The 20,894-nt window shown below is 44.6% G+C and carries 23 protein-coding genes; 8 read left to right on the top strand and 15 right to left on the bottom strand.

Going from position 1 to position 20,894, the window contains the following annotated elements:
- Window positions 1-243: 243 nt before the first annotated feature.
- From Q1Q15_RS12590 to Q1Q15_RS12570, 5 genes are all read left to right on the top strand, one after another.
- Window positions 244-1,359, top strand: a complete 1,116-nt coding sequence (locus Q1Q15_RS12590) for a branched-chain amino acid ABC transporter substrate-binding protein (protein ID WP_300460339.1) — start codon at window positions 244-246, stop codon at window positions 1,357-1,359.
- A gap of 119 nt (window positions 1,360-1,478) precedes the next feature.
- Window positions 1,479-2,393: a branched-chain amino acid ABC transporter permease LivH gene (locus tag Q1Q15_RS12585; protein WP_300460336.1), complete on the top strand. Its 915-nt coding sequence runs from the start codon at window positions 1,479-1,481 to the stop codon at window positions 2,391-2,393.
- Window positions 2,394-2,396: 3 nt separating this feature from the next.
- Window positions 2,397-3,593, top strand: a complete 1,197-nt coding sequence (gene livM / locus Q1Q15_RS12580) for a high-affinity branched-chain amino acid ABC transporter permease LivM (protein WP_300460333.1) — start codon at window positions 2,397-2,399, stop codon at window positions 3,591-3,593.
- Window positions 3,594-3,619: 26 nt separating this feature from the next.
- Complete coding sequence (locus Q1Q15_RS12575; RefSeq protein WP_300460330.1) at window positions 3,620-4,408, top strand: ABC transporter ATP-binding protein; 789 nt, start codon at window positions 3,620-3,622, stop codon at window positions 4,406-4,408.
- Window positions 4,401-5,108: an ABC transporter ATP-binding protein gene (locus Q1Q15_RS12570; protein ID WP_300460328.1), complete on the top strand. Its 708-nt coding sequence runs from the start codon at window positions 4,401-4,403 to the stop codon at window positions 5,106-5,108. The genes Q1Q15_RS12575 and Q1Q15_RS12570 overlap by 8 nt, the downstream gene beginning before the upstream one ends.
- 68 nt (window positions 5,109-5,176) lie before the next feature.
- Here the strand turns inward: Q1Q15_RS12570 and Q1Q15_RS12565 are convergent, their stop codons facing one another.
- The 9 genes from Q1Q15_RS12565 to Q1Q15_RS12525 form a co-directional block, all read right to left on the bottom strand.
- Window positions 5,177-5,632, bottom strand: a complete 456-nt coding sequence (locus Q1Q15_RS12565; protein WP_300460326.1) for a GNAT family N-acetyltransferase — start codon at window positions 5,630-5,632, stop codon at window positions 5,177-5,179.
- 2 nt (window positions 5,633-5,634) lie between these two features.
- Window positions 5,635-5,820: a DUF2080 family transposase-associated protein gene (locus Q1Q15_RS12560; RefSeq protein ID WP_300460323.1), complete on the bottom strand. Its 186-nt coding sequence runs from the start codon at window positions 5,818-5,820 to the stop codon at window positions 5,635-5,637.
- 396 nt (window positions 5,821-6,216) lie between these two features.
- On the bottom strand, window positions 6,217-7,128 hold the full coding sequence (locus Q1Q15_RS12555; RefSeq protein WP_300460320.1) for a DMSO reductase: 912 nt from the start codon (window positions 7,126-7,128) through the stop codon (window positions 6,217-6,219).
- An 18-nt stretch (window positions 7,129-7,146) separates the two neighbouring features.
- Window positions 7,147-9,756, bottom strand: a complete 2,610-nt coding sequence (locus Q1Q15_RS12550; RefSeq protein WP_300460317.1) for a molybdopterin-dependent oxidoreductase — start codon at window positions 9,754-9,756, stop codon at window positions 7,147-7,149.
- A gap of 15 nt (window positions 9,757-9,771) precedes the next feature.
- On the bottom strand, window positions 9,772-10,428 hold the full coding sequence (locus Q1Q15_RS12545; protein ID WP_300460314.1) for a 4Fe-4S dicluster domain-containing protein: 657 nt from the start codon (window positions 10,426-10,428) through the stop codon (window positions 9,772-9,774).
- Between the two features lie 60 nt (window positions 10,429-10,488).
- A complete protein-coding gene (locus Q1Q15_RS12540) occupies window positions 10,489-11,034 on the bottom strand; it encodes a 2-oxoacid:acceptor oxidoreductase family protein (protein ID WP_300460311.1) in 546 nt (181 codons plus the stop codon).
- Window positions 11,035-11,049: 15 nt separating this feature from the next.
- Window positions 11,050-12,009, bottom strand: coding sequence for a thiamine pyrophosphate-dependent enzyme (locus tag Q1Q15_RS12535; RefSeq protein WP_300460308.1), 960 nt, complete (start codon window positions 12,007-12,009; stop codon window positions 11,050-11,052).
- 1 nt (window position 12,010) lies between these two features.
- Window positions 12,011-13,237 (bottom strand): pyruvate synthase subunit PorA, encoded by a 1,227-nt coding sequence (locus Q1Q15_RS12530; RefSeq protein WP_300460306.1) that lies wholly within the window; start codon window positions 13,235-13,237, stop codon window positions 12,011-12,013.
- Entirely contained in the window at window positions 13,234-13,521 is a 288-nt protein-coding gene (locus Q1Q15_RS12525; RefSeq protein ID WP_300460303.1) for a 4Fe-4S binding protein, read from the bottom strand. Before Q1Q15_RS12525 ends, Q1Q15_RS12530 begins: the two co-directional genes overlap by 4 nt.
- Window positions 13,522-14,035: 514 nt before the next feature.
- Between Q1Q15_RS12525 and Q1Q15_RS12520 the strand changes: the two genes are divergently transcribed.
- The 3 genes from Q1Q15_RS12520 to Q1Q15_RS12510 all read left to right on the top strand — a co-directional run bounded on the left by Q1Q15_RS12520 (window position 14,036) and on the right by Q1Q15_RS12510 (window position 15,896).
- Window positions 14,036-14,404: a VOC family protein gene (locus Q1Q15_RS12520; RefSeq protein ID WP_300460301.1), complete on the top strand. Its 369-nt coding sequence runs from the start codon at window positions 14,036-14,038 to the stop codon at window positions 14,402-14,404.
- 132 nt (window positions 14,405-14,536) lie between these two features.
- Window positions 14,537-15,028 carry a universal stress protein gene (locus Q1Q15_RS12515; protein WP_300460298.1) on the top strand — a complete coding sequence of 164 codons (492 nt, stop codon included), beginning with the start codon at window positions 14,537-14,539 and terminating at the stop codon, window positions 15,026-15,028.
- Between the two features lie 130 nt (window positions 15,029-15,158).
- Window positions 15,159-15,896 carry a winged helix-turn-helix domain-containing protein gene (locus Q1Q15_RS12510; RefSeq protein ID WP_300460295.1) on the top strand — a complete coding sequence of 246 codons (738 nt, stop codon included), beginning with the start codon at window positions 15,159-15,161 and terminating at the stop codon, window positions 15,894-15,896.
- Between the two features lie 28 nt (window positions 15,897-15,924).
- Here Q1Q15_RS12510 and Q1Q15_RS12505 read toward each other — a convergent pair whose 3' ends face one another.
- The 6 genes from Q1Q15_RS12505 to Q1Q15_RS12480 all read right to left on the bottom strand — a co-directional run bounded on the left by Q1Q15_RS12505 (window position 15,925) and on the right by Q1Q15_RS12480 (window position 20,812).
- Window positions 15,925-16,380: a universal stress protein gene (locus Q1Q15_RS12505; RefSeq protein WP_300460292.1), complete on the bottom strand. Its 456-nt coding sequence runs from the start codon at window positions 16,378-16,380 to the stop codon at window positions 15,925-15,927.
- 176 nt (window positions 16,381-16,556) lie between these two features.
- Entirely contained in the window at window positions 16,557-17,327 is a 771-nt protein-coding gene (locus Q1Q15_RS12500; RefSeq protein WP_300460289.1) for an endonuclease/exonuclease/phosphatase family protein, read from the bottom strand.
- 308 nt (window positions 17,328-17,635) lie between these two features.
- Entirely contained in the window at window positions 17,636-17,923 is a 288-nt protein-coding gene (locus Q1Q15_RS12495) for a hypothetical protein (protein ID WP_300460287.1), read from the bottom strand.
- The gene (locus tag Q1Q15_RS12490) at window positions 17,910-18,299 is read right to left on the bottom strand and encodes a type II toxin-antitoxin system RelE/ParE family toxin (RefSeq protein ID WP_300460284.1); all 390 of its coding nucleotides are present in this window, start codon (window positions 18,297-18,299) and stop codon (window positions 17,910-17,912) included. Before Q1Q15_RS12490 ends, Q1Q15_RS12495 begins: the two co-directional genes overlap by 14 nt.
- A 24-nt stretch (window positions 18,300-18,323) precedes the next feature.
- On the bottom strand, window positions 18,324-19,124 hold the full coding sequence (locus Q1Q15_RS12485) for a thymidylate synthase (RefSeq protein WP_300460282.1): 801 nt from the start codon (window positions 19,122-19,124) through the stop codon (window positions 18,324-18,326).
- Window positions 19,125-19,561: 437 nt separating this feature from the next.
- A complete protein-coding gene (locus tag Q1Q15_RS12480) occupies window positions 19,562-20,812 on the bottom strand; it encodes an amidohydrolase (protein ID WP_300460281.1) in 1,251 nt (416 codons plus the stop codon).
- Window positions 20,813-20,894: the final 82 nt, after the last annotated feature.

Genomic DNA, 20,894 nt, shown 5'->3' with positions numbered 1-20,894 from the left:
AAGTGTAAAAACGAAAAGATTGAATGCAGCTTTAGACCCGAAATATCTGGAGGAAGTCATGTTCGGCTGACCATTGCCAGTTACCAAGACCATAGGGACCTTATAATATTTACTTGCGTTGGCCCTGAGGATTGCCGTAAAATGACTTGACTAAGGGATGCCATATTTTTATAGTCAAAAAATAATATTTTTAATGGTAGGCCAGCTGTAAAAACAACTATATTTTAAAAAAGGGAGAAAAAGATGAAACTGTATTTCAAAATTTTAGTGCTGTCATTATTTGTCTTGATTGGTTTTTCCGCCCCCGGCTTTGCCGGTGATACAATCAAACTGGGTGTTGCCGGTGCACACAGCGGCGATCTTGCATCGTATGGAATTCCATCGGTACACGCAGCTGAACTTGTTGTGAAAAAGATCAATGCCCAGGGCGGGGTTCTGGGTAAAACCGTAGAACTGTTAGTGGAAGATGATGTCTGTAAACCTGAAGTTGCGGGCAATACGGCAACAAAACTTGTTTCAGACGGGGTTGATGTCGTTATGGGTCACATCTGCAGTGGCGCAACCAAATCAGCCATGGGAATTTACAAGGATGCAGGGATTATTGCCATATCCCCTTCTGCCACAAATCCTGATTTAACCCTGTCCGGCGAATATCCCAATTTTTTAAGAACCATTGCCCACGATGCGGTCCAGGCCCAACTCCAGGTAAAATTTGCCACCAACGTTCTCAAGGTTAAAAAAATTGCCATTCTCCATGACAAGGGAGATTATGGCAAAGGACAGGCCGAGCTTGCCCAGAAATATTTTACCACTGCCGGTGTTGATGTGGCGCTGTTTGAAGGGGTAACACCCGGCGCTGTGGATTACTCAGCCATTGTCATGAAAGTCAGACGCGTAAAACCGGATCTTGTTGTATGGGGCGGGTATCATCCGGAAGCATCCAAAATTGTCACATTGATGCGCAAGAAAAAAATGGACACACTTTTCATGGGTTCTGACGGTGTAAAAGATGATACCTTTATAAAGGTTGCAGGAAAGTATGCTGAAGGCGTTTTTGCCACAGGCCCCATGGATGTTTCCGGCAACGCCATGGCCATTGCAGCAAAAAAAGCCCATCAGGAAGCATATGGGTCTGACCCCGGCGCCTTTTTTGATGCCGCATATGCCGCAACCCTTGCCCTGCTCAACGCCGTTGAAAAAGCAGGCAGCACCGATTACAATGCTGTAATGAAGGCCCTTAAATCAGAATATGTTGACACGCCTCTTGGAAACATCAGCTTTGATGCGAATGGGGATGCCATTGGCATCGGCTTTTCTGTTTACCGGGTAGAAAACGGTGTGTTTGTTGAACAAAAATAAAACACAAGATAATTATCAATTCAATCATTTCAGGGGATAGGGCCTGTTTGGCCCCCCCCCTGATTCTTGCTTAAAACTCAGAAAAAGATCTGAACCAGGTAGAAAGAAAAGCAGGTTATATGGATTTTGACTATTTTTCATACCTTTTTTTTGGCGGGCTTACCCGGGGCAGTATCTATGCCCTTATAGCCTTAGGCTATACCATGGTCTATGGTATCATACAGCTTATCAATTTTGCCCATGGTGAAATCTACATGATTGGTGCGTTTACCGGCCTGATCATCGCCAGTGTCCTGACAATGATGGGACTTCCAAGCCTTGCGGTTATTATTATTGCCGCTGCAGCCGCCATTATCTATGCCAGTGCCTATGGGTTCACCATTGAAAAAATTGCCTACAAACCGCTGAGGGATGCCAATGCACCCCGTCTTTCCGCACTTATCAGTGCCATAGGCATGTCACTGTTTCTCCAGAACTATGTGCTGTTAGCCCAGACATCTGATTTCCTGCCGTTTCCAAGCCTGATTCCGGATTTCGAATTCTGGGAACCTTATTCACATATCTGGACGTCTGCTGAACTTGTTATTTTCATTACAACGGTTATTGTAATGATCCTTCTCACCTTTCTCATCAAATTTACAAAAATCGGTAAAGCCATGAGGGCCACGTCCCAGGACAAGACAATGGCATCCCTGCTGGGCATCAATGTCAACAGAGTGATCACTTTCACTTTTGTTGTGGGGTCTGCCACGGCGGCCATTGGCGGTATTTTAATTGCTTCCCACATCGGGCAGATCAATTTTTACATGGGATTTATTGCAGGGATCAAGGCGTTTGTTGCAGCCGTTCTTGGCGGCATCGGTTCCATACCCGGAGCGGTGATTGGCGCATTGATCCTTGGATGGACAGAAAGCTTTTTTACCGGGTATATCTCCAGTGATTACGAGGATGTGTTTGCATTTTTATTTCTTGTGGGGATCCTGATACTGAGACCTTCAGGAATTCTGGGCAAATCTGAGACACAGAAGGTATAAATTATGACAGCAACAGGTGAAATAAAAAAATCGGTACTGGTATCCTTGTGGTTTATGTTTCTGACATTTCCCATAATGGTGATCCGTGTAAATACGGTACAGGATGTTGTGGAGTGGCGCTGGTTAAATATGGCCTATATCGGGATAGGCACTTTTTTTATCAGTATGCTCTGGCGATATATGATACGACGAAAAGAGAGGGAAGGGAAAAAAGAAAAAACGGATAACCTCTCTTTTGCTCAAAAGATTATCCTGGACAAAAAGATCTTTATTCCCTTGGTCGCCCTGACGGGACTTTTCATTATTGTCTTCCCGCACATGTTCTCCATGTACCAGACCAATATCATGATATCCGCATTGATCTATGTCATGCTGGGGCTTGGCCTCAATATTGTCATCGGCCTTGCTGGCCTCCTGGATTTAGGATATGTGGCCTTTTTTGCCGTGGGTGCATATTCCTATGCCCTGCTCAACCTTCACTACGGGTTAGTTTTCTGGCTGGCACTGCCCCTGGGTGGATTTTTAGCCCTGATATTCGGTGTCATTCTCGGCTACCCTGTATTAAGGCTCCGGGGCGACTACCTGGCCATTGTGACCCTGGGATTTGGAGAAATCATCCGTCTGGTTCTTGAGAACTGGAACGAATTTTCCTTTGGCCCCAGCGGCATCCCCAATATTCCCAAACCGCCACTTTTCGGCGTGGACCTCTCCCTTTCAGGGTCCATCATTTATTTGTACTATATTATTGTGGGACTGGTTATCTTTACCATTTTTGTGATAAACCGGCTGGAGAATTCAAGGATCGGCAGGGCCTGGATTGCGCTTAAAGATGACGAGATCGCCTGCCAGGCCATGGGCATTGACAAGGCAAGGACAAAATTAAGGGCCTTTGGACTGGGTGCCATGTGGGCCGGCATGGCAGGGGTTATTTTTGCAGCCAAAACCACCTTTATTAATCCGGCAAGTTTTACTATCTGGGAGTCGGTGATTATTCTGTGCACCGTTGTTCTCGGGGGTATGGGCTCCATCACCGGTGTTATTTCCGGGGCATTGCTTCTCATTCTTTTGCCGGAATACTTAAGGGCCTTTTCCGAATTTAGAATGATCATATTTGGTGCGGTTCTCGTATTGATGATGGTCTTTAGACCCGGTGGAATCATAAATAATGTGCGCAAAACCTATAAATTCCAAAAAACATAACTCTTTTCACATGGCAAAGTGTTTAAATGAAACCAATTCTTGAAGTAAAAAATATGACCATGGCGTTTGGGGGCCTGAAGGCAATTGACAGCCTTGATATCTCCATTCATCAAGGGGAGATTGCGGCACTGATTGGTCCCAACGGGGCCGGAAAAACAACCTTTTTCAACTGCATTACAGGCATTTACAAGCCAACCAGCGGGGATATTTTTATCTGTCCCCATGAAAAGCAGGAGCGGTTGAACGGGCTGAAACCAAACATTGTGACCAAAAAAGGCCTGGCCCGGACGTTTCAGAACATTCGCCTCTTCAGTTCCATGACCGTTCTTGAAAATGTCATGATAGGATGCCATTCCATTACAAAGGCTGGCGTTCTGGGTGCCATATTCAAAAACGCTGCCACAAAGGCCGAAGAAAATTTCATTGTTGAAAAAGCCTATTCCATCCTTGAAAAAATCGGCATTGAAATGTATGTGGACGAACTGGCCACAAATCTTCCCTATGGTGCCCAGCGACGACTTGAAATTGCCAGGGCAATGGCGACGGATCCGTTTCTGCTTCTCCTTGATGAGCCTGCAGCCGGCATGAATCCCATGGAGACCAAAAGCCTGGATGATCTTATCATAAAGCTCCGTGATGAGGAGAATGTCTCAATTCTTCTCATTGAGCACGATATGAAACTTGTCATGAGCCTTTCTGATAATATACATGTTGTGGATTATGGCAAAAAAATTGCAGAAGGTACCCCGGAACAGATAAAGTCTAATCCAGATGTAATCAAAGCCTATCTTGGAGATGAATCTGAAGATGCTTAAATTAAACAATGTACACTCATTTTATGGCAATATTCACGCCCTCAAGGGGATAACCCTTGAGGTGATGGAAGGAGAGGTTATTTCTTTGATTGGCGCCAATGGTGCCGGCAAATCCACCGCGTTAATGACAACATCCGGCATCGTCCCTGCCAAAAGGGGCAGTGTTGAATTCAAGGGGGAGGACATCACCCACATGCCGCCGGATGAGATTGTTAAGAAAGGCATCTGCCAGGTGCCTGAAGGTCGAAGGATTTTTTCCTACCTTACGGTGGCAGAAAATCTTGATATGGGTGCTTTTTTGAGGAATGACACCCGAAAAATCAAAACCGACATGGACTATGTTTACGATCTTTTTCCCATACTAGCGGAGCGGAAAAACCAAGCCGGGGGAACCCTCAGCGGTGGGGAACAGCAAATGCTGGCCATATCCCGGGCCTTGATGAGCCACCCCAAAGTTCTTCTGCTGGACGAACCCTCCCTTGGGCTGGCCCCCATCATTGTCAAACAGATTTTTGGCATCATCAAAAAAATAAATGAAGAGCAGAAAACCACTATTTTTATTGTTGAACAGAATGCTAACCTGGCCCTGAAAGCAGCCCACCGGGGATATGTCATGGAAAATGGGTTGATTTCACTATCAGACACCGGTGAAAACCTATTGGCCAACGAAAATGTTAAAAAGGCCTATCTGGGCATATAAACAAAAGATAATGGACATATGAAAGCCGCTGAATCCCACTGTATTCAGCGGCATGCAATCCCCTTGATTTATAATTTTTTCTTAAGATTGATAAAATCGCTTCGCTCAAACCCCAGTTTTTTAAAGAAAGAAAGAACATCCGTGGAATCCCAGACCACAGAGGAGTATATATTCTCAATCCCTTTTTCTTTGTATATCTCACAAATTCTTCTGCCCAGTTGCAATCCAATGCCCTGTCCCATATAATCCGGATGAACACCAATGGCCATTATCCAGGCGCTCTTTTTAATCCCAAACCCAGCGTAAAGACTTGTGCTGATCATATATCCGATTACATCCCCATTGATTTCAGCGACCAGGCTTGACTTGCCTGCGCCTTCTAAAACCTGCTGCTCAATAATCTTCTCAGAATCCACTTGTGCATCATCTTCTGAAATGGCTTTTCGTATCGCTTGAATTGCCGTTGAGTCATTGCGCGTGATTGCCCTTATTTTGACTGTGCCATCCTCCACTAAATCCTCCATTTTTATTCCACTTTTATGATCTTCACAATATGTCCAACCCAGTTGGGCGGTAGATAAATCCGGCCACTGTTACCACTTGATTTTACTTCTTTTTCAATCATCTCCTCACCATACACCTCGAATTTTACCTTGGTCTGGCTTAAGGATTGCTTTTCCGTAATTTCATCTTTTGTCTCTTTGTCTGCCATAGAACATCCTAAGTTTTACAAATGTTTGATATCGGTTTTTTGGTCCACAGTCAATTTTTTTGTTTAACAATAGCTTATTTTCATCTGTTATATAGCTACATTATATCTTCCTGTGATTATTTTCAACATCAAAATCATTTTTTTCGCATAATCAATGACTCCCCTTTGGGTCTTCAGCTTTAATGGCCAGCCCCGAAAGTTGAATCAATGAGAAATAAAAAAGGGCAGGCAGAAATAATTTTCCTGCCTGCCCTTTTGAAAAACGATCGGACAAATGGATGAGGCCCGGGCAACGCCTTACCCCATTTCCATCCGCTCTATTTTTTTCAAACTCTCAATGGATCTATTGGGACAGGGAGAACCGTTGCCTCCTTGTCCCAATGTCTTAAACATGACCTATTGCCGTGTGAGCAATGGTTTATATAATGCACTTTTCATGATCACATAACGAAGGGCCAAATCCCCGGCAAAAACGCATGCCAGTCTTAAAAAAATCAAAACCCCATTGGTATCTCCCCCCCACATGATAAGGGTAAACAGCAGGGGAAGGACAATACCCAGCCCCCCAACACCGATCCATGTTATTTTTTTAAGTTCGTCATCAGTTGCCTGCATGACAATGGATGCTTTCCCAATGTCATCACTGTGATAGGTTCCCCAGGCATAGAGCAGGACACACAGGAAATACGCAAAAAAGAATGTTTCTGCCCAGATCTCCATTCCCGATGCCATTGCAGCAGAACCTGACACCGCAACCATAAACTGAAGGACCTGTTGTCCCACCCATATCCCTGAAACAATGGACAGGGGCAGCACCATGGTGGAACTCCATGCCGGCAGCGCCCGGACCACATTCATGGTGGCGAATCCATGGGAAATGATCAAAAGGCAAAGAATGCCCGAAATAGTATTTAACACAATATTAAAGCTGCCGGTCACCATCTGCAAAAAGCCGAACACGGCATAAATTCCGATAATCCATATCCCCCGGGACAGTTCCGAGGTCTGGGGTTTCATGATCATCCGCCAGGCCCTCATGGGCTTACCCAGATACAGCACGTGAATAAACCCGCCCAGGACAAGGGTGATCAGCCACCCCAGGATCAAACCGGCTTTATATTCATAAAACATGGAGACAAAGTAAAGTCCTGCCCCTATTTCTGAAAAAAAGAATGCCAGCCACAGGAAAATGCCTTTGTCATCGATCCATTGCTGTTGGCGGGTGGGCAGCACCATCCATTCGTATGGCTTTAAGCCATTGCCGGAAGAACGGAACATAATTTTTTCAAGTTCATTTAATTCCTTCATAATTGTTCAATCCTCCTTTTAGTCTTTATAAACTTTAACAGCAACAGACGTTTCGATGTTTCCGGTGATGGGGTCATAGTGTCTCAAGTATGACGGAAGCAGTTTACAGAAATTACTACCCTTCCCCTTGGCAATCGGTCGTCCATCCGCCCATAACCCCCCTTGTCCACAAATGCCGATTACTTTTGGATGCTGAGCTTCCATTGTCTTTACGATACCGTTTTCTTTGACGCCATATTTATTTTCCAGCCAGATAATATCACCATCTTTGAATCCTTTTTTATCTGCCAGGCCTTTATTCAAGGTAATGGTGAATGTATAAGGACTCATCTGGCTGACTTCATCAACCAGCGGATTTTGAAATGTAGAATTATTCGTGTGGAGTACATCCCGATAAGAAAAAGCCAGAAGATCATATTCATCATCCAGTTCTTTGTGAGATGTCGGCCAGAACCAGTTCGGCAACGGACCATATTGATCCATATCCATCTCAAGTTCAAACCCGGTATCTTTAATTATTTTTTCAGCAGCTCTTCTGTCATGGATGAGGAATTCCATATAAACCGGGCATCTTGTCGGCATGTTCCATCTCCAATAGACATCTTCGATGGGTTTATGCCAGGTGGCAAATCCCTGTTCTTGAATTTTTTCTTTATCATCCCCATACACCCATTCCAGAACTCTTTCACCAATTTCCTTCCAGGTCAGGACTTCTCCATGCTTGAGCTGAAGCCGTTCATCGGTAATGCTGTAATAATCGTTAAGGAGGTCATGGTATTTGTCAAGAACACCCACACGATTGGCAACATCCAGGTAAACGTTCATGAAGTCTCTGGATTCACCAATCGGTTTTGCAACAGGATTTTGCAAATGAACATACCAGTCTTCATTGGAGGGGCTTCCATTAAAGAAAAAACTGTCAATCTCAGAAGACCAGGTATCTTTTTCAAGATAACACGTATCCGGAAGGATGATATCACCGATGGCCTGGTCAGTTTCATTGACCCATATATCGCTTTGTACAACAAAACAATCTTTAAAATTATCCAGAGCAGCACTCCAGTCAGCTTGACTGATAAGAAAATTGACTGAGATGCCAAAAATCATCTCGGGCTGGACATTTTTAACACCGAATTTTTCCTGGATATAATCTTTTTCTTTAACATAGGGTATATGGGAAAGCGTAGAATGTGACCAGAATTCAACACATCCTGAATTGGTGCACGGATAACTTGGCGAATGCACAGGCCATGGATCATGTGAATAAAATACCGAAGGTACTATAACGCCGTCTTTCCCTACCTTAGGCAAACGTTCGTATTGACCACCCGGATATTTGCGCCGGATAGACGGCCACCCCATTGTTCCACCCGGAACATCTTCAGCACCGACAAGCTGGCTGATAAGGTCTATTGCCGCCACCTGATGAATCCCATTGGAATGTCCCTGGGAGCCACGGAAGGTGACAGAGGAAACCGGTCGGTAAGGAAATGTCTGGCCTTCGATTGTAATGGTGGATCCAATCTGGGCATTATCCACCCAGCCCTTGGCAACGTCAAGAATGGTTGCCACAGGAACCGTACTGATCTTAGAGGCCCATTCCGGGGTGAATTTTTTTAAATGCTCTTTTAAAGCCATAAAGCAAGGCCGGCATTTTTCCCCTTTATACTCACAGTCAGCCTCAAGGGCAAAATCTTCAAACGCCATGGATGGATCATCAAAGAGTTTGATCTTTTTTTCATTTTCATCATAAACAAGCGGCTTATCCGTTTCTTCGTCCCGGACAAACGTACCATCTTCCCGGATCAGGTAAACAAAATTTGTCTTTGCTCTAAGGTAAAGTTCGTCGATTTCTCCCCGGGTATTGAGGATGTAATTTGCGATGGCAAGTCCGACTGCCGTGTCGGTTCCAGGAAGTATCCCCACCCATTGTGTTGCTTTACCGCCTGCAAAGTTACCCATTGGATCAAAAACGATTTCTTTTAGTCCCCGTCTGATACCATCGGCTCTCAGTCTTGCATTGGTCATGGCAGAATGTCCGGAACCGGTACCTTTACTGGACCCCCATTTCAGAACATAATTGGTGTATCGCCAATCCGGTGCGATTGACCATGCACCATGAATCAACCCCCCCAGCATATGCGCTGCATTACCGCAATGCAGACTGCCGCCGCCAATGATAAAGTTACCATTGTTGGGTATGCCAAACGCCTTTGCATAGAAATAAAGATGATTATGAGGACCATCACTGGCGCGATTGGTCTGGTTTGTAAAAAGGATCTTGTTGGGATTGTCTGCCATGATCTTCTTCATGCGGGTGGAAATCTCTTCCAGCGCCTCTTCCCATTCAATTTCTTTCCACTTGGGATCAACCCCGAATCCCTTTTCAGGATTGGTACGTCGCAATGGTTTTTTAATCCGGCTGGGATCATGGTAGTACATCAATCCGGCAATGCCTTTGCCGCAGAGACCGGCACCGGTCCCCCCCATGGTACTTTCTTTAATCCCTTCGATTTTTACCGGCATACCGTTCACCACCCGAACCCTTGCCGCACAGCCGCAATAACATACGCCACAGGTGGTATTTACCCATTTGTCTTCCCAAATTTCATCTGTTTTATAGGTCATATTTCCCCCTGTTCATTAATCAATATAATAGACGGCCGGTTCAGTCCCAAATTCTTTCCGGAGTTGTTTCCCCTTCTTCTCCATGATCAGATGATTCACCTCACTGTCAGGATCATCAAGATCTCCAAAAATTCTTGCCCCCACCGGGCAGGCATTTACACAAGCAGGCGTGGCGTCATCGTCCTTACCCGGTATAAGCCCTCTTTTAAGGCCGGCATCAACTCTTTCCGAGCAGAAATTGCATTTGATCACGGTCCCCACTTTCAAGGGGTACAATTTTTCCCCGAGCAATTCCATCTCAGTTTTGCCCTGACCTGGAAAATATTCTCTGTCTTTTGTTTTCTGGTCATAATAGGTTCTTTGCTGATATGGACAAGCAACAAGGCAGGCCCTGCAACCGACACATTTGTCATCATCAACGGCCACAATCCCATCTTCCCTTACATATGTCGCACCTGTTGGACAGGCTTCCACACATGCCGCATCCGTGCAATGATTGCAGAGAATCGGATAAATCAATTTGCTGGATGATGGAAATTTGCCGCTTTCTCCAATCAATACCCTGTTAAAGAATACTCCCGGAGGAAGAAAATGTTCCTCTTTACATGCGATAGTACAGCCCCAACAAGCGATACATCTTTTTACATCAATTACCATTCCCCATCTAGGCATAACGGCTCCTTTAATACTGTTAATATTATCCCTTTATTGACCCTCTAAAAGATTATAGTTTTAAAGGTCAAACAATTCCACTTCTTCAAACCCTCTTTTGGCACACACGATATTGGCTGTAAGCTTTTTCCCGGAAAAATAATCCTGCAGCGCATCACAACACGGCTCAATATCCAACAACCCTGACATCCGGGCAAAAGCACCTACCACAACAGTGTTGGGGATGACCAGGCCGATCTCTTCCACCGCAATTTTATTGGCATCTATAATTCCCATTTTTTTAAGATTATCATGGGAAATAATCGTGTTATCGGAATCATTTAATAGCATCATCCCACCGGGCAACAAGCCTTGAAAAACCAATTCAGAGTTTCTCTGACTGGGATCAAGCACCACGATAATGTCCGGATTATAAATCTGTGTTTTTTCCCGGACGGGCTTGTCGGAAAATCTTCCAAAAGCCGTAACAGGTGCGCCCCTTCTTTCAAATCCGAACATGGGAAAACTGGCGCCGAATTGCCCGGTTCTGGCAAAAGCATTGGCAAGAATTTTTGATGTCGTTACGACACCCTGCCCCCCCCGACCATGAAATCTGACTTCACTCATTTTGCATTTCCTCCTTTAATCTTCTGAAGATACCGGAAGCTGACATTCGCCTTCCAGCGCGCTCAACCCACCCAACATGCAGAATTCATAATCCACGTCATCCTGAAGGATCTGGTGATCTTCTTTTGTCAAATGCACGAACTTCTTACTTAATTCAGTATAGGTTGATATCGGCTTGGGTTTTTTGACGGTCTTCGTCATTCTGATTTTGCCGTTTACCGCTTCCCAAAGGGGAAAGTAGTTTGTTTTTACCGCCCTTCGGCAGACCTCAATGGTATCTTCCGGGGCAAATCCCCATCCGGTGGTGCAGGGCGTAAAAATATGGAGAAAAGCAAAGCCTCTTTTTGTCGCTTCTTTGGCTTTTAACAATTTCTTGGCAAGATCGTCCAGATCACTGAGCGTTGCGGTGGCAGCATAGGGAATCTTGTGCATGGCCATTTTCAGGGCCAGATTCATGCGTCGCAAGTTCTTCCCTTTGGACGTCTTTCCATACGGCGTGGTGGTGGTGGTGGCGCCAAAAGGGGTGGTGCCGCTTTTCTGGATACCGGTGTTCATATAGCCTTCATTGTCATAACAGATATAAAGAAACGGTTCATTTCTTTCTGCCGCACCGGACAGGTTCCCAAACCCGATATCTGCCGCCGTTCCATCCCCGTTGAAACAGACAACCGTGTTATCAATACCCGCCTTTCTATAATATCTGGCAAGTCCGGTGGCATTGGCCGCAGCACCGGTCATCAAGGTTCCATAATAGGCCAGTTTATGCCAGGATTGATTGTTCTGTCCCAGCAGGACAGGCGCGGAACAGGAGGGCGTACCGGTTATGACGATATCATTGCCCAATACCTGGGGGATAAATCGTGCCAACAGTTCAAGACCGCAACCCGGGCAGAATGCCACACCTTTTGAAAAGGGATCCTCATGTTTGAGGTGATCCAAAACCTTTGTCAGTTTGCCTTTCTTTTTTTCTGTCATGCTAAAGCCCTCCATCTTCCTGGGCTTCAGGATATGAAACCCATGTGACTTCACGGACGTCTTTTCCCTCCGCCAGATCACAAGTTGTATCAATCATTTGCTCGACATTGGTTATGGTAATATCTGTATTGGCAATTCCATCAATAAAGCTGATCATCTTTGAACCGCCCAACTGTGTTTCAAAGGCTTTTAACTCCGTATAAATCGGGCCGCCCTTAAATCCAAAGCACAGACTTCTGTCCACCACACCAATGGCTTTTTTACCCTTTAGGGCTGCAATCATGGCTTCACTGGGAAAGGGTCTGTACATTCTCATTTTCAAAAGACCGACCTTGACGCCTGCTTCTCTTTTCGTATCAATCACCGTTTTAATGGTGCCGCACATGGAACCGGAACCCACCAGAACCACATCGGCATCCGCCATTCGATATTCTTCAACCAGACCGCCATAGCCGCGACCAAAAATCGCTTCATATTCTTTGTCAATCTCGTTAAATTTCGCTTTGGCCCGCTCCATGGCAGATACATGTTTGTACCGAAGTTCCATATAGCCCCCAAGGATACCATGGCTACCACAGCCCAATCCTGATCCGGGCAACAGTTTTGTTCTTTCGGGTTGATCTTTTAAAACAGATAAAAATTGATCCACATCTTCCTGGAAGGGAACATTTACACCTTCGGACAGATAGGACAGGTAGAATCCATCATAATGAACCATGACCGGCACCTGAATGTCGTAATCCTCTGCCAGGCGATAGGCCTGGAGAACCAGATCAAGCACTTCCTGGCAATCCTCGGCAATCAGGAAAATCCATCCGGCATCCCGTGTGGAAATCATATCCTGCTGGCCGGAGGATACGGCAATAATCCCGGGTGTTTCCCGGTTGACATTGACCATAACCACCGGTGCCCGGGCACCGGCTGTTGCCAGAACCGCATCATACATAAAGGCAAGCCCCCATGAAGAGGTGGCGGTAAAGACCCTTCCACCGGCAAGGCAGGCCGCTGTAACCGCATTCATGGCAGAGTTTTCACCCTCAACCGTAATCAGCTCGCAGTCCATTTCTCCGTTGGCATGAAACTGGGAGATTTGCTCAATAATTTCTGTCTGGGGAGTAATCGGGTAGGCTGCCACCACATCCGGGCGGGCTAGTTTGGCAGCAATAGCAGCTGCGGCATTTCCGGTGATAACCTTAATCTGTGATTTTTCTCGTGCTTTTGTATTCATTTTTTAAAATCCCCCTCCGGCTCCATGGTAATCGCATCCTTGGGACATTCTTTGGCACAAATCCCGCAACCTTTACAAAAGTCAAGATCAGGCGAAAAATGTGATTTTTCAACCATCTCCATGACCTGAACCGGACAATAGATCGCACAAAAACCGCAGAAAATGCATTTTTCCTTGTCGACTACCGGCCGTTTACTTCGCCAATCCCCGGTATCAGAACACATCAGGGGATCCTTTGCATCCGACCACGGTCCTTCATGTTTAAAATATTTATTTGATGACATACAACCCTCTCCTCCTTAGAAAATTTGATAACCCTTTATGAAATAGAACCCTGCTTTTTTATCAATTTCACAGATAATACATAGCGACAGTTCAATTGCATTGTCAAGTAAAAAATTTGTCTATAATTAAAAAAATATCAAATTTGAACAATAAGAAGTGATAGTTATAATATTTCTATCCATTTTAAAATTTTACGGATAGTTGATTGATCAACTATTTCTATAACATAGAACCCTATTGATGATTTCATTGAGATTATCCTTAATATAAACCGTCTTTTCTAAAAAAAGATCCTCACACAAATCGATTTATTCCAGTTGAAAAATAAATTTTGGCGGGATGGAATTCATCCCGGTCTTCAGGGGGCAATAAGATACAATTGGGGATGTTTAATTTTTTTAGTTCTTTTTCTTTCGTCACCTTTTTTTTATGCATTATTTTTTCTTCTTGACCTGTTAGAGATAATCTGGAATGAAATAACAATATGCCAACCATTAAAAGATAGGGGCCTCCATGAAATTTACCATCGACCATTTTAATATTAATGTACTTGATCTTGAAAAAAGTCTGTCCTTTTACAGTGCCGCATTGGGGTTAAAAGAGATCAGGCGAAAAGAAGCCCCAGACGGCAGCTATCGTATTGTTTTTCTGGGTGATGATTCGTTTGGCAGCAACATCGAATTAACGTGGTTAAAGGCGATGGATCGGCCTTATGACTTAGGGGATGAGGAATTTCATATTGCCTTTAAAACCCCTGATTTTGATGCGGCTCACCAACGCCACAAGGAGATGGGCTGTATCTGCTACGAGAATACAGATATGGGCATTTACTTTATCAAAGACCCTGATGGCTACTGGCTGGAAATCGTTCCAGAGCGGTAACCCCGTCTACGGACAACCAACAAAACCGGGTCAAAGACCTTGAAAAAACAAAACAAATGTCTATTACTTAGGCATAGATTTACAGTACAGGAATGCCCTGTATCTTTGGTTGATCAATCAAAAGGAGGCAAGATGGTCCCTGATATAAAAAAAATACTCTATGCAACAGATCTTTCCGAAAGTGCCAGGTATGCGTTTGCTTATGCCGCTGACCTGGCCCAACGCTATGATGCCATGATGACAATTTTATATGTCATGGAAAACATGAATCATACAGTGGAAATACAGATCAAAGATATGATGGGACAGGAAGAATGGGACCGGTTAAAATCGGAAAAGTCTGACTTTTTAACCCAACAGATAAGATCAAGACTGGAATCCTTTTGCCAGGAAATGGATTCCCAAATTGACTCCTGCCGGCTGCTGGTGGAAGACATCCGGATAACAAAAGGAAATCCCACGGAAGAAATCCTCAATTTATCAAAACAGATGGATGCAGACATGATTGTTATGGGCAGTTACGGACATAACATATTGTTGGACTCGCTGATCGGTGGAACGGCTCGAAAAGTGGTGAAAAACAGTCAGATTCCAGTGCTTGTCATCCGGCTGCCCAAGAATTAACTCAAGCTGGCAAAAGTGTCAATAACGAAAGCCTGAACCATTATCCGGTGACTGTTGCGTTTTATAATGGAAGAATTGCTGATTCTTTTTAATTGACAGATAAACAGGCAAATATGTATATAGACTTCCCATGAATATCAAAAGTCTGAAAAACTTTCCCATGGGGATCAAAGACCAAATAAAAAGACAGATAAAAGCCATGATAGACGACAATAGTTTAACCGCTGGTGAAATGCTGTTATCCGCCAAAGACATGGGACGGTTACTGAATATAAGCCAAAAGACTGTGGTCTCTGCTTACCAAGCGCTTGAGAGGGAAGGGTTTCTTAAAATCATCAAAGGGTCCGGGACCTTTGTCAGAGAAACGACCCTCAACAAAAGCATGGATCCGTTAAAAGAAATATTTCATCGGGCCTATGAACAGGCAGTCGAATCGGGTTATTCAACAGAAAGCATCAACCGTTTTTTTATCACAGAACTGTTAGAGAAATCTAAAGCCGCCCAGGAAAACAAAAAAATCATTCTCGTCGACAGTACCTACGAAGTATTAAAAACCCTGGATGAAAAGATAAAAAATCGATGCGATATTGATTCTCATTTCATGCTGATCCAGGATATTGAAAACATTCCCGATAAATTCTTAAAAAGGGCTAAAGCATGCGATCTGATCCTTTGCAGCACAAACCATATGGAATCGCTCAAAAAAATTTCACCCGATCTGCCGGTTGAAACGATTGGATTCCGCATCAATACCGATTTTCAAACCATGAATCAGGTCATACAGTTGCCGGACAAAAAAACCCATTGTGTGGATCTGGATATTGATCCGGAAAACCTTGATTTTATCCTATCAAAGCTTGACGTCTGAATACTGCCATGGGGCTCAATTCAATTGATCACGCAGGGATATCCGGAACCATGGGAACAAGCGTCACCGGCACAGGAGAATTCTTCAACACTTTTTCACTGACTGATCCAAAACGAAAGGTGCCTTTTTCGCCATGACTGGCCATCACAACCATATCAATGTTCTCCGTGTCTATGAGGTTTAAAATTTCTTCTGCAGGATCTCCCACTGCCACCCGTTTAACATACAGATGGCATCCATCCATGTATTTGTCACAAATTTGATTTAGCCTTTTGGTTGCAGATTTGTGAGCCCATTCCATGAGTTCGTTCATATGACTCTTTTCAAACTCCCCATACCAGGATTCATGATGCGCCATATCCTGAATAACGTAAAGGACGTATATTTCAGCGTCATATTGCTGGGTCAAAGATTGAACATACGGCAGTGCTTTTTCAGCATTTCCTGAAAAATCAGTGGGCCAAAGTATTTTTTTGATTTTCATGATAACTCCTTATTTTCAGTTAGGATGGAGATGTCATTGTTCTCCTTAAAATAACGACAAAATCCCCATTGTAAATATAAGAAATGACGATATGACCCATTATCTTCTGCTCTCATGATGCATTTGCAGGACAGGCACAGATGAAAAAGACCTTATTGTGCCGGTGTTGATTTCGTTTAGCCGTTATGATTCGGCATCATTGAAAAAGTTGCCATGACCGGATAATGGTCTGACGGATACCGGCCGGAAAAGGCATCTGTGATGATTTTTTTTTGAACCATTCTGATCTTACCACGATACAGGATCCAATCTATATGGTCCTTGGTTGGTTGGCCGGTGAATTTGTGGAAGGTTGTTGAGTGCTGATTATCAAACGCTTCACAAAAGCCGTTGGTCTGGAAACAGACATGGGCCTTGCTGCCCGGATTTGAATTAAAATCTCCGGTGATGATGACCGGACAGTTATGGGGAAATTCCGACAGGAAACGGATCACAAGGGCAGCGCTTTTCTGTTGAACGGATTCTGAAAAATCAAAATGGGTATTGGCCACAATAATGGTATATGATGCTCGTTGAAACAGCCCGATAACACATTGCCGGGGCCATTTGCTGCCGGGCAATGCAGACTCGACATCTGGTTTAGGACTTAAAAAGTAATGATTGCTTTTCAGGCATTTCCAGGTGTTGTGATAAAAAATAAGATTGCTTTGCCATCGTTCATTACCAAGGTTGTGCCAGCCGATGAAATGATGATCCGTTAACGTCTGAATTAGAAATCGGGTCTGGAAATGATTGGACTCTTGGACACCGAGAAAATTTGGGAAATACCGGTTGAGCACGGCTGCACATAATGGTTTCCGGTTTTGCCATGCATTCTCCCCATCATCGGCAAGGCCGAACCTGAGATTCATTGTCATCGCCGTGACATCACACGCTTTTAAATTCATTCTTTTCCCTGTTCCCCTTTACCCGCTAGTTTCAATAACGGCCATGCCCTAGCGGGCACAACAAATCATGAAAAATGTTTTATGCCGACCCCGAAGGGCGATCGGATCGGCCCCGGACCGTCGGCGGCCCATTTGCCCTACCGGTCTAAAGCGCAGGAACTGCGGGCAGGTGTGTCCTCAAGCAGCCTGCGCTTCTTAACGCCCGGCAGGGCAAATGGGCTGATCGCCTTTGGGTCCGAACGGGCCGATCCGGTCGCCCTTCGGGGGCTCTGCTGTCGCATTTTCATATAAAACCGTACAAAAAGAGATTATTTTAAGTTTGGACAGTCTTTAAACAGTCCCGGCTTCTGCAGGCCAAGGTAGCTGCAAAGCCGGTTGACCTGTTCAGGATCACATTTTTCCCCCTCCCTAAGGTCTTTATACGCCGTCTTTGAGATATTAAGGGTATCCAGAATATCAAAAAGCGATCGGTCTTTGTGTTCAAGAGATGCAATCACTTGCAGGGTAATTGAACAGATGTGGCATTCTTGTTCATAAAAATCCCTGAAATCTTTCTTTCCAAGCTTCTCGTCCATTATCTGCTTAAAAAACAGCATGCCAGCTTTCCTCTAATTTTTTTCGGGACGCTCTTTCCAGGAAATCGGTTCTATAGTCTATCACCTTTTTAATGAACTTTTCAGGAACCTTTTGGGTGGCTTTAAAAAATACATAGTACAGGACAATAAATTTCTGATAGCAGAAAAAATAAAGAACCCGGACCTTTGTCCGGGACAGGGTAAACCTGAGTTCATGGATTCCGTCATATAAGACATCAGCGTAGGGCCTGGGTAAAACAGGGCCCTGCTCCTCGAGCAGAGACAAGAGTCTCAACACCTTTACCTGGTGTCGGGGAGGACATTGGTTGATAAATTCCGTCACCGGGCAGGCCTGTTCTATTTCGTCACAAAACAGGATATGCCATTTTTTCTGCATGCTGTTCTTCCTTTCCACCCGCCGTTAAACGATTTCCCGGAATTCATCCATTGACCGCCCCCTGATGGCCTCGGCAATTTCAAACACATAATCGTAAATATGAAGCCCTTTGGACGATGCGATAATCTCACCGTTTTCAACCCCGATGGCCTGGGCACAGTATTGTTTCATCATTTCAATGGCTGCAAGATTTGCAGGGAATCCGCCAAACAAATCCCATGACCTGAAATAAGGGAAAAAGTGAAGTTTGCCATCCTGAATCCGGGTATCAATATGTCGAAGACAAGGGGGATCAAGCAGCACCATGTCAGATGGTTGGCCCACCTGGAGAATCATCTGGTTGTTCCGAAACCCCTTGTTTTTATAGGTCCAGATCATCAACTCCATCTGGTTTAAAAAATAGGTGCCATTTTCCTCAATTAAAATATTTTTATCTTCCCAGATGTCCTTTTCCCGAACCAGGATGTCTGGGAAATGTTTATAATCATCCGGCAGATATTCCAGATCACATTTACAGATTCGCTGTCCATAGGTATACGACTCTCCCTGCTTTTCTTCACCGGTCATGAGATACGGCAGATAATCATCCAGATACCCTTCTTCCACTGGATCTGGAAATCCCAGTGCCGGATTTACTTTTGGCAGCAAAGGAAGGGCGGACGGATGCGTGATATGAAGGGTGATAAAATCAAACTCCAGTCTTTTCTGCCCTTCAAATGATCCGCGATTGATGGTAAAGGGCCTGCCTTGCTCCACGCACCTGTACAGGGTTTGAAACCAGGCATCGGAAAGGCTTGTGGCATTTATAAACAGCGGGTGTAACATGGATTGCTCCTTCTCTTTTGATATGCACATGTTCAGCGTTAAAGAATATACTTTTATCTAAAAGGTGACAACCCTATTCCTGAATTCTTTTTTCCAGCGTGCCTGAATTGTTTGTCATACCCACAAATAAGTTATTATTGGTTATTATTGGTTATTATTATAGTTTAAATATTTTTTTAAAAAAAGATATTGACAATTAATTACCTTTAATATAATTATACTTACCAGTGATGAGCAACGGTGAATAAAAATTAAATGAGACAGACATGACAGGAATCAAAAAGATTGTGAAAACAAAAAAACATGACCACTGAAATATCACCCTCATGGATAATGACAGGAAATTGTTAATCTAACAACAAATCCCCATCTCCTTGGCAAGCATTATCCAGCAGCCTGTTCTGTTCCTGACCCTGACAGAACAGGCTGCGCTTTTTTTACAGGACGATTCCCTGGCGAACCAATACTATTCCATCCACCATAACAAGGCTGACATCAGAGGCTTTTGCAGAATAGACAAGACTTGAATAGGGATCATACATGGGGATCATATGGGGCTTATCCCTGTCAACCAATATCAAGTCCGCCCTTTTCCCCTTTTCCAGAGAACCGGTAACATGCCCCAGTCCAATGGCTTTGGCACCCTGGATAGTGGCCGTCTTAAGGGTTGTTCTCGCATCCATGACACACGGATCAAGCAACGCCACCTTGTGCAGCTTGGCAGCCGTGTCCATTTCGGCAAAAAGGTCATGATCATTATTGGACGCACACCCGTCGGTTCCCAATCCCACCGATACACCCTTTTCAATCAACCGTGGTATCGGTGCGATCCCGGATGCCAGCTTCATGTTGGATTCAGGACAATGCGCCACAGCAGCATTATTTTTTTTGATCCTATCAATGTCCTGATCATCAATCCAGACAGAATGGACCAGCAACGTCTTTTCGTCCAGGATACCGATGGATTCGAGATATTCGACAATTGACATTTTACCGATCCCTTGCACCATCTTTTTTTCATTTTTTGTTTCCGCCGCATGGATCTGGAAAAGGACCCCCAGGGAATGGGCTGACTGTTTTGCTGCCACAAGGGTTTCTTTTGAACAGGTATAAGGAGAATGACAGAATATGGAGGGGTACAGTCGCGGTGATACATCCTTAAACTGCTCAACAAAGTCAATGGCTGTTTGTATATTCTGGCGGGGGTCCGGAACCCCGGGTGCGGGGAAATCAATTACCCCCTGGCCCGTTACCACCCGGATGCCGGATGCCATGACCGCCTTTGCCACACTTGCTTCATAAAAATATCCGTCACAGCAGGTTGTGGTTCCGGAAAGCAGCATCTCCATACAGGAATGCCGACTCCATTTTTCAACAGATTCAGGATTGATATGTTTGGCCTCTGCCGGGAAAATATGATCATTGAGCCAGACATCCAGGGGCAGATCATCGGCCAATCCCCGGAACATGGACATGGGAAGGTGGGTATGACAATTGATCAACCCGGGCAGGATAATTTTCCGGTCTGCAGGAATACGGGTTTTCACATTGACCCTGGAAAATTCTGTTGTCCGGCCGCAGGCTTCAATGATGCCATCCTTTATCAATACGGCACCCGCCTCAATGACCGGTAGCCCTTCTTCCATGGTCAGCAGCAGGCCATTACTGATTAACGTATCATATTCCATATTTTCTTCCTTTTTTTTAACTGTAACCCATCACCATCTCCTGTCTGTTTTAAATCAGTTTTTTGGATTGGACAATCTTAAA

This window comes from Desulfobacula sp., assembly GCF_030145145.1.
Classification (GTDB): Bacteria; Desulfobacterota; Desulfobacteria; order Desulfobacterales; family Desulfobacteraceae; genus Desulfobacula.
Note: the sequence above shows the minus strand (reverse complement) of the source record. Positions and strands in the feature narration are given on the sequence as shown.

Coding starts and splice junctions, on each gene's coding strand:
- Q1Q15_RS12570 (WP_300460328.1), top strand. CDS start 4,401: ATGCTTAAATTAAACAATGTACACTCATTTTATGGCAATATTCACGCC.
- Q1Q15_RS12535 (WP_300460308.1), bottom strand. CDS start 12,009: ATGACAGAAAAAAAGAAAGGCAAACTGACAAAGGTTTTGGATCACCTC.
- Q1Q15_RS12555 (WP_300460320.1), bottom strand. CDS start 7,128: ATGAAGGAATTAAATGAACTTGAAAAAATTATGTTCCGTTCTTCCGGC.
- Q1Q15_RS12565 (WP_300460326.1), bottom strand. CDS start 5,632: ATGGAGGATTTAGTGGAGGATGGCACAGTCAAAATAAGGGCAATCACG.
- Q1Q15_RS12480 (WP_300460281.1), bottom strand. CDS start 20,812: ATGGAATATGATACGTTAATCAGTAATGGCCTGCTGCTGACCATGGAA.
- Q1Q15_RS12585 (WP_300460336.1), top strand. CDS start 1,479: ATGGATTTTGACTATTTTTCATACCTTTTTTTTGGCGGGCTTACCCGG.
- Q1Q15_RS12490 (WP_300460284.1), bottom strand. CDS start 18,299: ATGCAGAAAAAATGGCATATCCTGTTTTGTGACGAAATAGAACAGGCC.
- Q1Q15_RS12485 (WP_300460282.1), bottom strand. CDS start 19,124: ATGTTACACCCGCTGTTTATAAATGCCACAAGCCTTTCCGATGCCTGG.
- Q1Q15_RS12550 (WP_300460317.1), bottom strand. CDS start 9,756: ATGACCTATAAAACAGATGAAATTTGGGAAGACAAATGGGTAAATACC.
- Q1Q15_RS12520 (WP_300460301.1), top strand. CDS start 14,036: ATGAAATTTACCATCGACCATTTTAATATTAATGTACTTGATCTTGAA.
- Q1Q15_RS12540 (WP_300460311.1), bottom strand. CDS start 11,034: ATGAGTGAAGTCAGATTTCATGGTCGGGGGGGGCAGGGTGTCGTAACG.
- Q1Q15_RS12510 (WP_300460295.1), top strand. CDS start 15,159: ATGAATATCAAAAGTCTGAAAAACTTTCCCATGGGGATCAAAGACCAA.
- Q1Q15_RS12560 (WP_300460323.1), bottom strand. CDS start 5,820: ATGGCAGACAAAGAGACAAAAGATGAAATTACGGAAAAGCAATCCTTA.
- Q1Q15_RS12500 (WP_300460289.1), bottom strand. CDS start 17,327: ATGAATTTAAAAGCGTGTGATGTCACGGCGATGACAATGAATCTCAGG.
- Q1Q15_RS12515 (WP_300460298.1), top strand. CDS start 14,537: ATGGTCCCTGATATAAAAAAAATACTCTATGCAACAGATCTTTCCGAA.
- Q1Q15_RS12530 (WP_300460306.1), bottom strand. CDS start 13,237: ATGAATACAAAAGCACGAGAAAAATCACAGATTAAGGTTATCACCGGA.
- Q1Q15_RS12545 (WP_300460314.1), bottom strand. CDS start 10,428: ATGCCTAGATGGGGAATGGTAATTGATGTAAAAAGATGTATCGCTTGT.
- Q1Q15_RS12525 (WP_300460303.1), bottom strand. CDS start 13,521: ATGTCATCAAATAAATATTTTAAACATGAAGGACCGTGGTCGGATGCA.
- Q1Q15_RS12505 (WP_300460292.1), bottom strand. CDS start 16,380: ATGAAAATCAAAAAAATACTTTGGCCCACTGATTTTTCAGGAAATGCT.
- Q1Q15_RS12575 (WP_300460330.1), top strand. CDS start 3,620: ATGAAACCAATTCTTGAAGTAAAAAATATGACCATGGCGTTTGGGGGC.
- livM (WP_300460333.1), top strand. CDS start 2,397: ATGACAGCAACAGGTGAAATAAAAAAATCGGTACTGGTATCCTTGTGG.
- Q1Q15_RS12495 (WP_300460287.1), bottom strand. CDS start 17,923: ATGCTGTTTTTTAAGCAGATAATGGACGAGAAGCTTGGAAAGAAAGAT.
- Q1Q15_RS12590 (WP_300460339.1), top strand. CDS start 244: ATGAAACTGTATTTCAAAATTTTAGTGCTGTCATTATTTGTCTTGATT.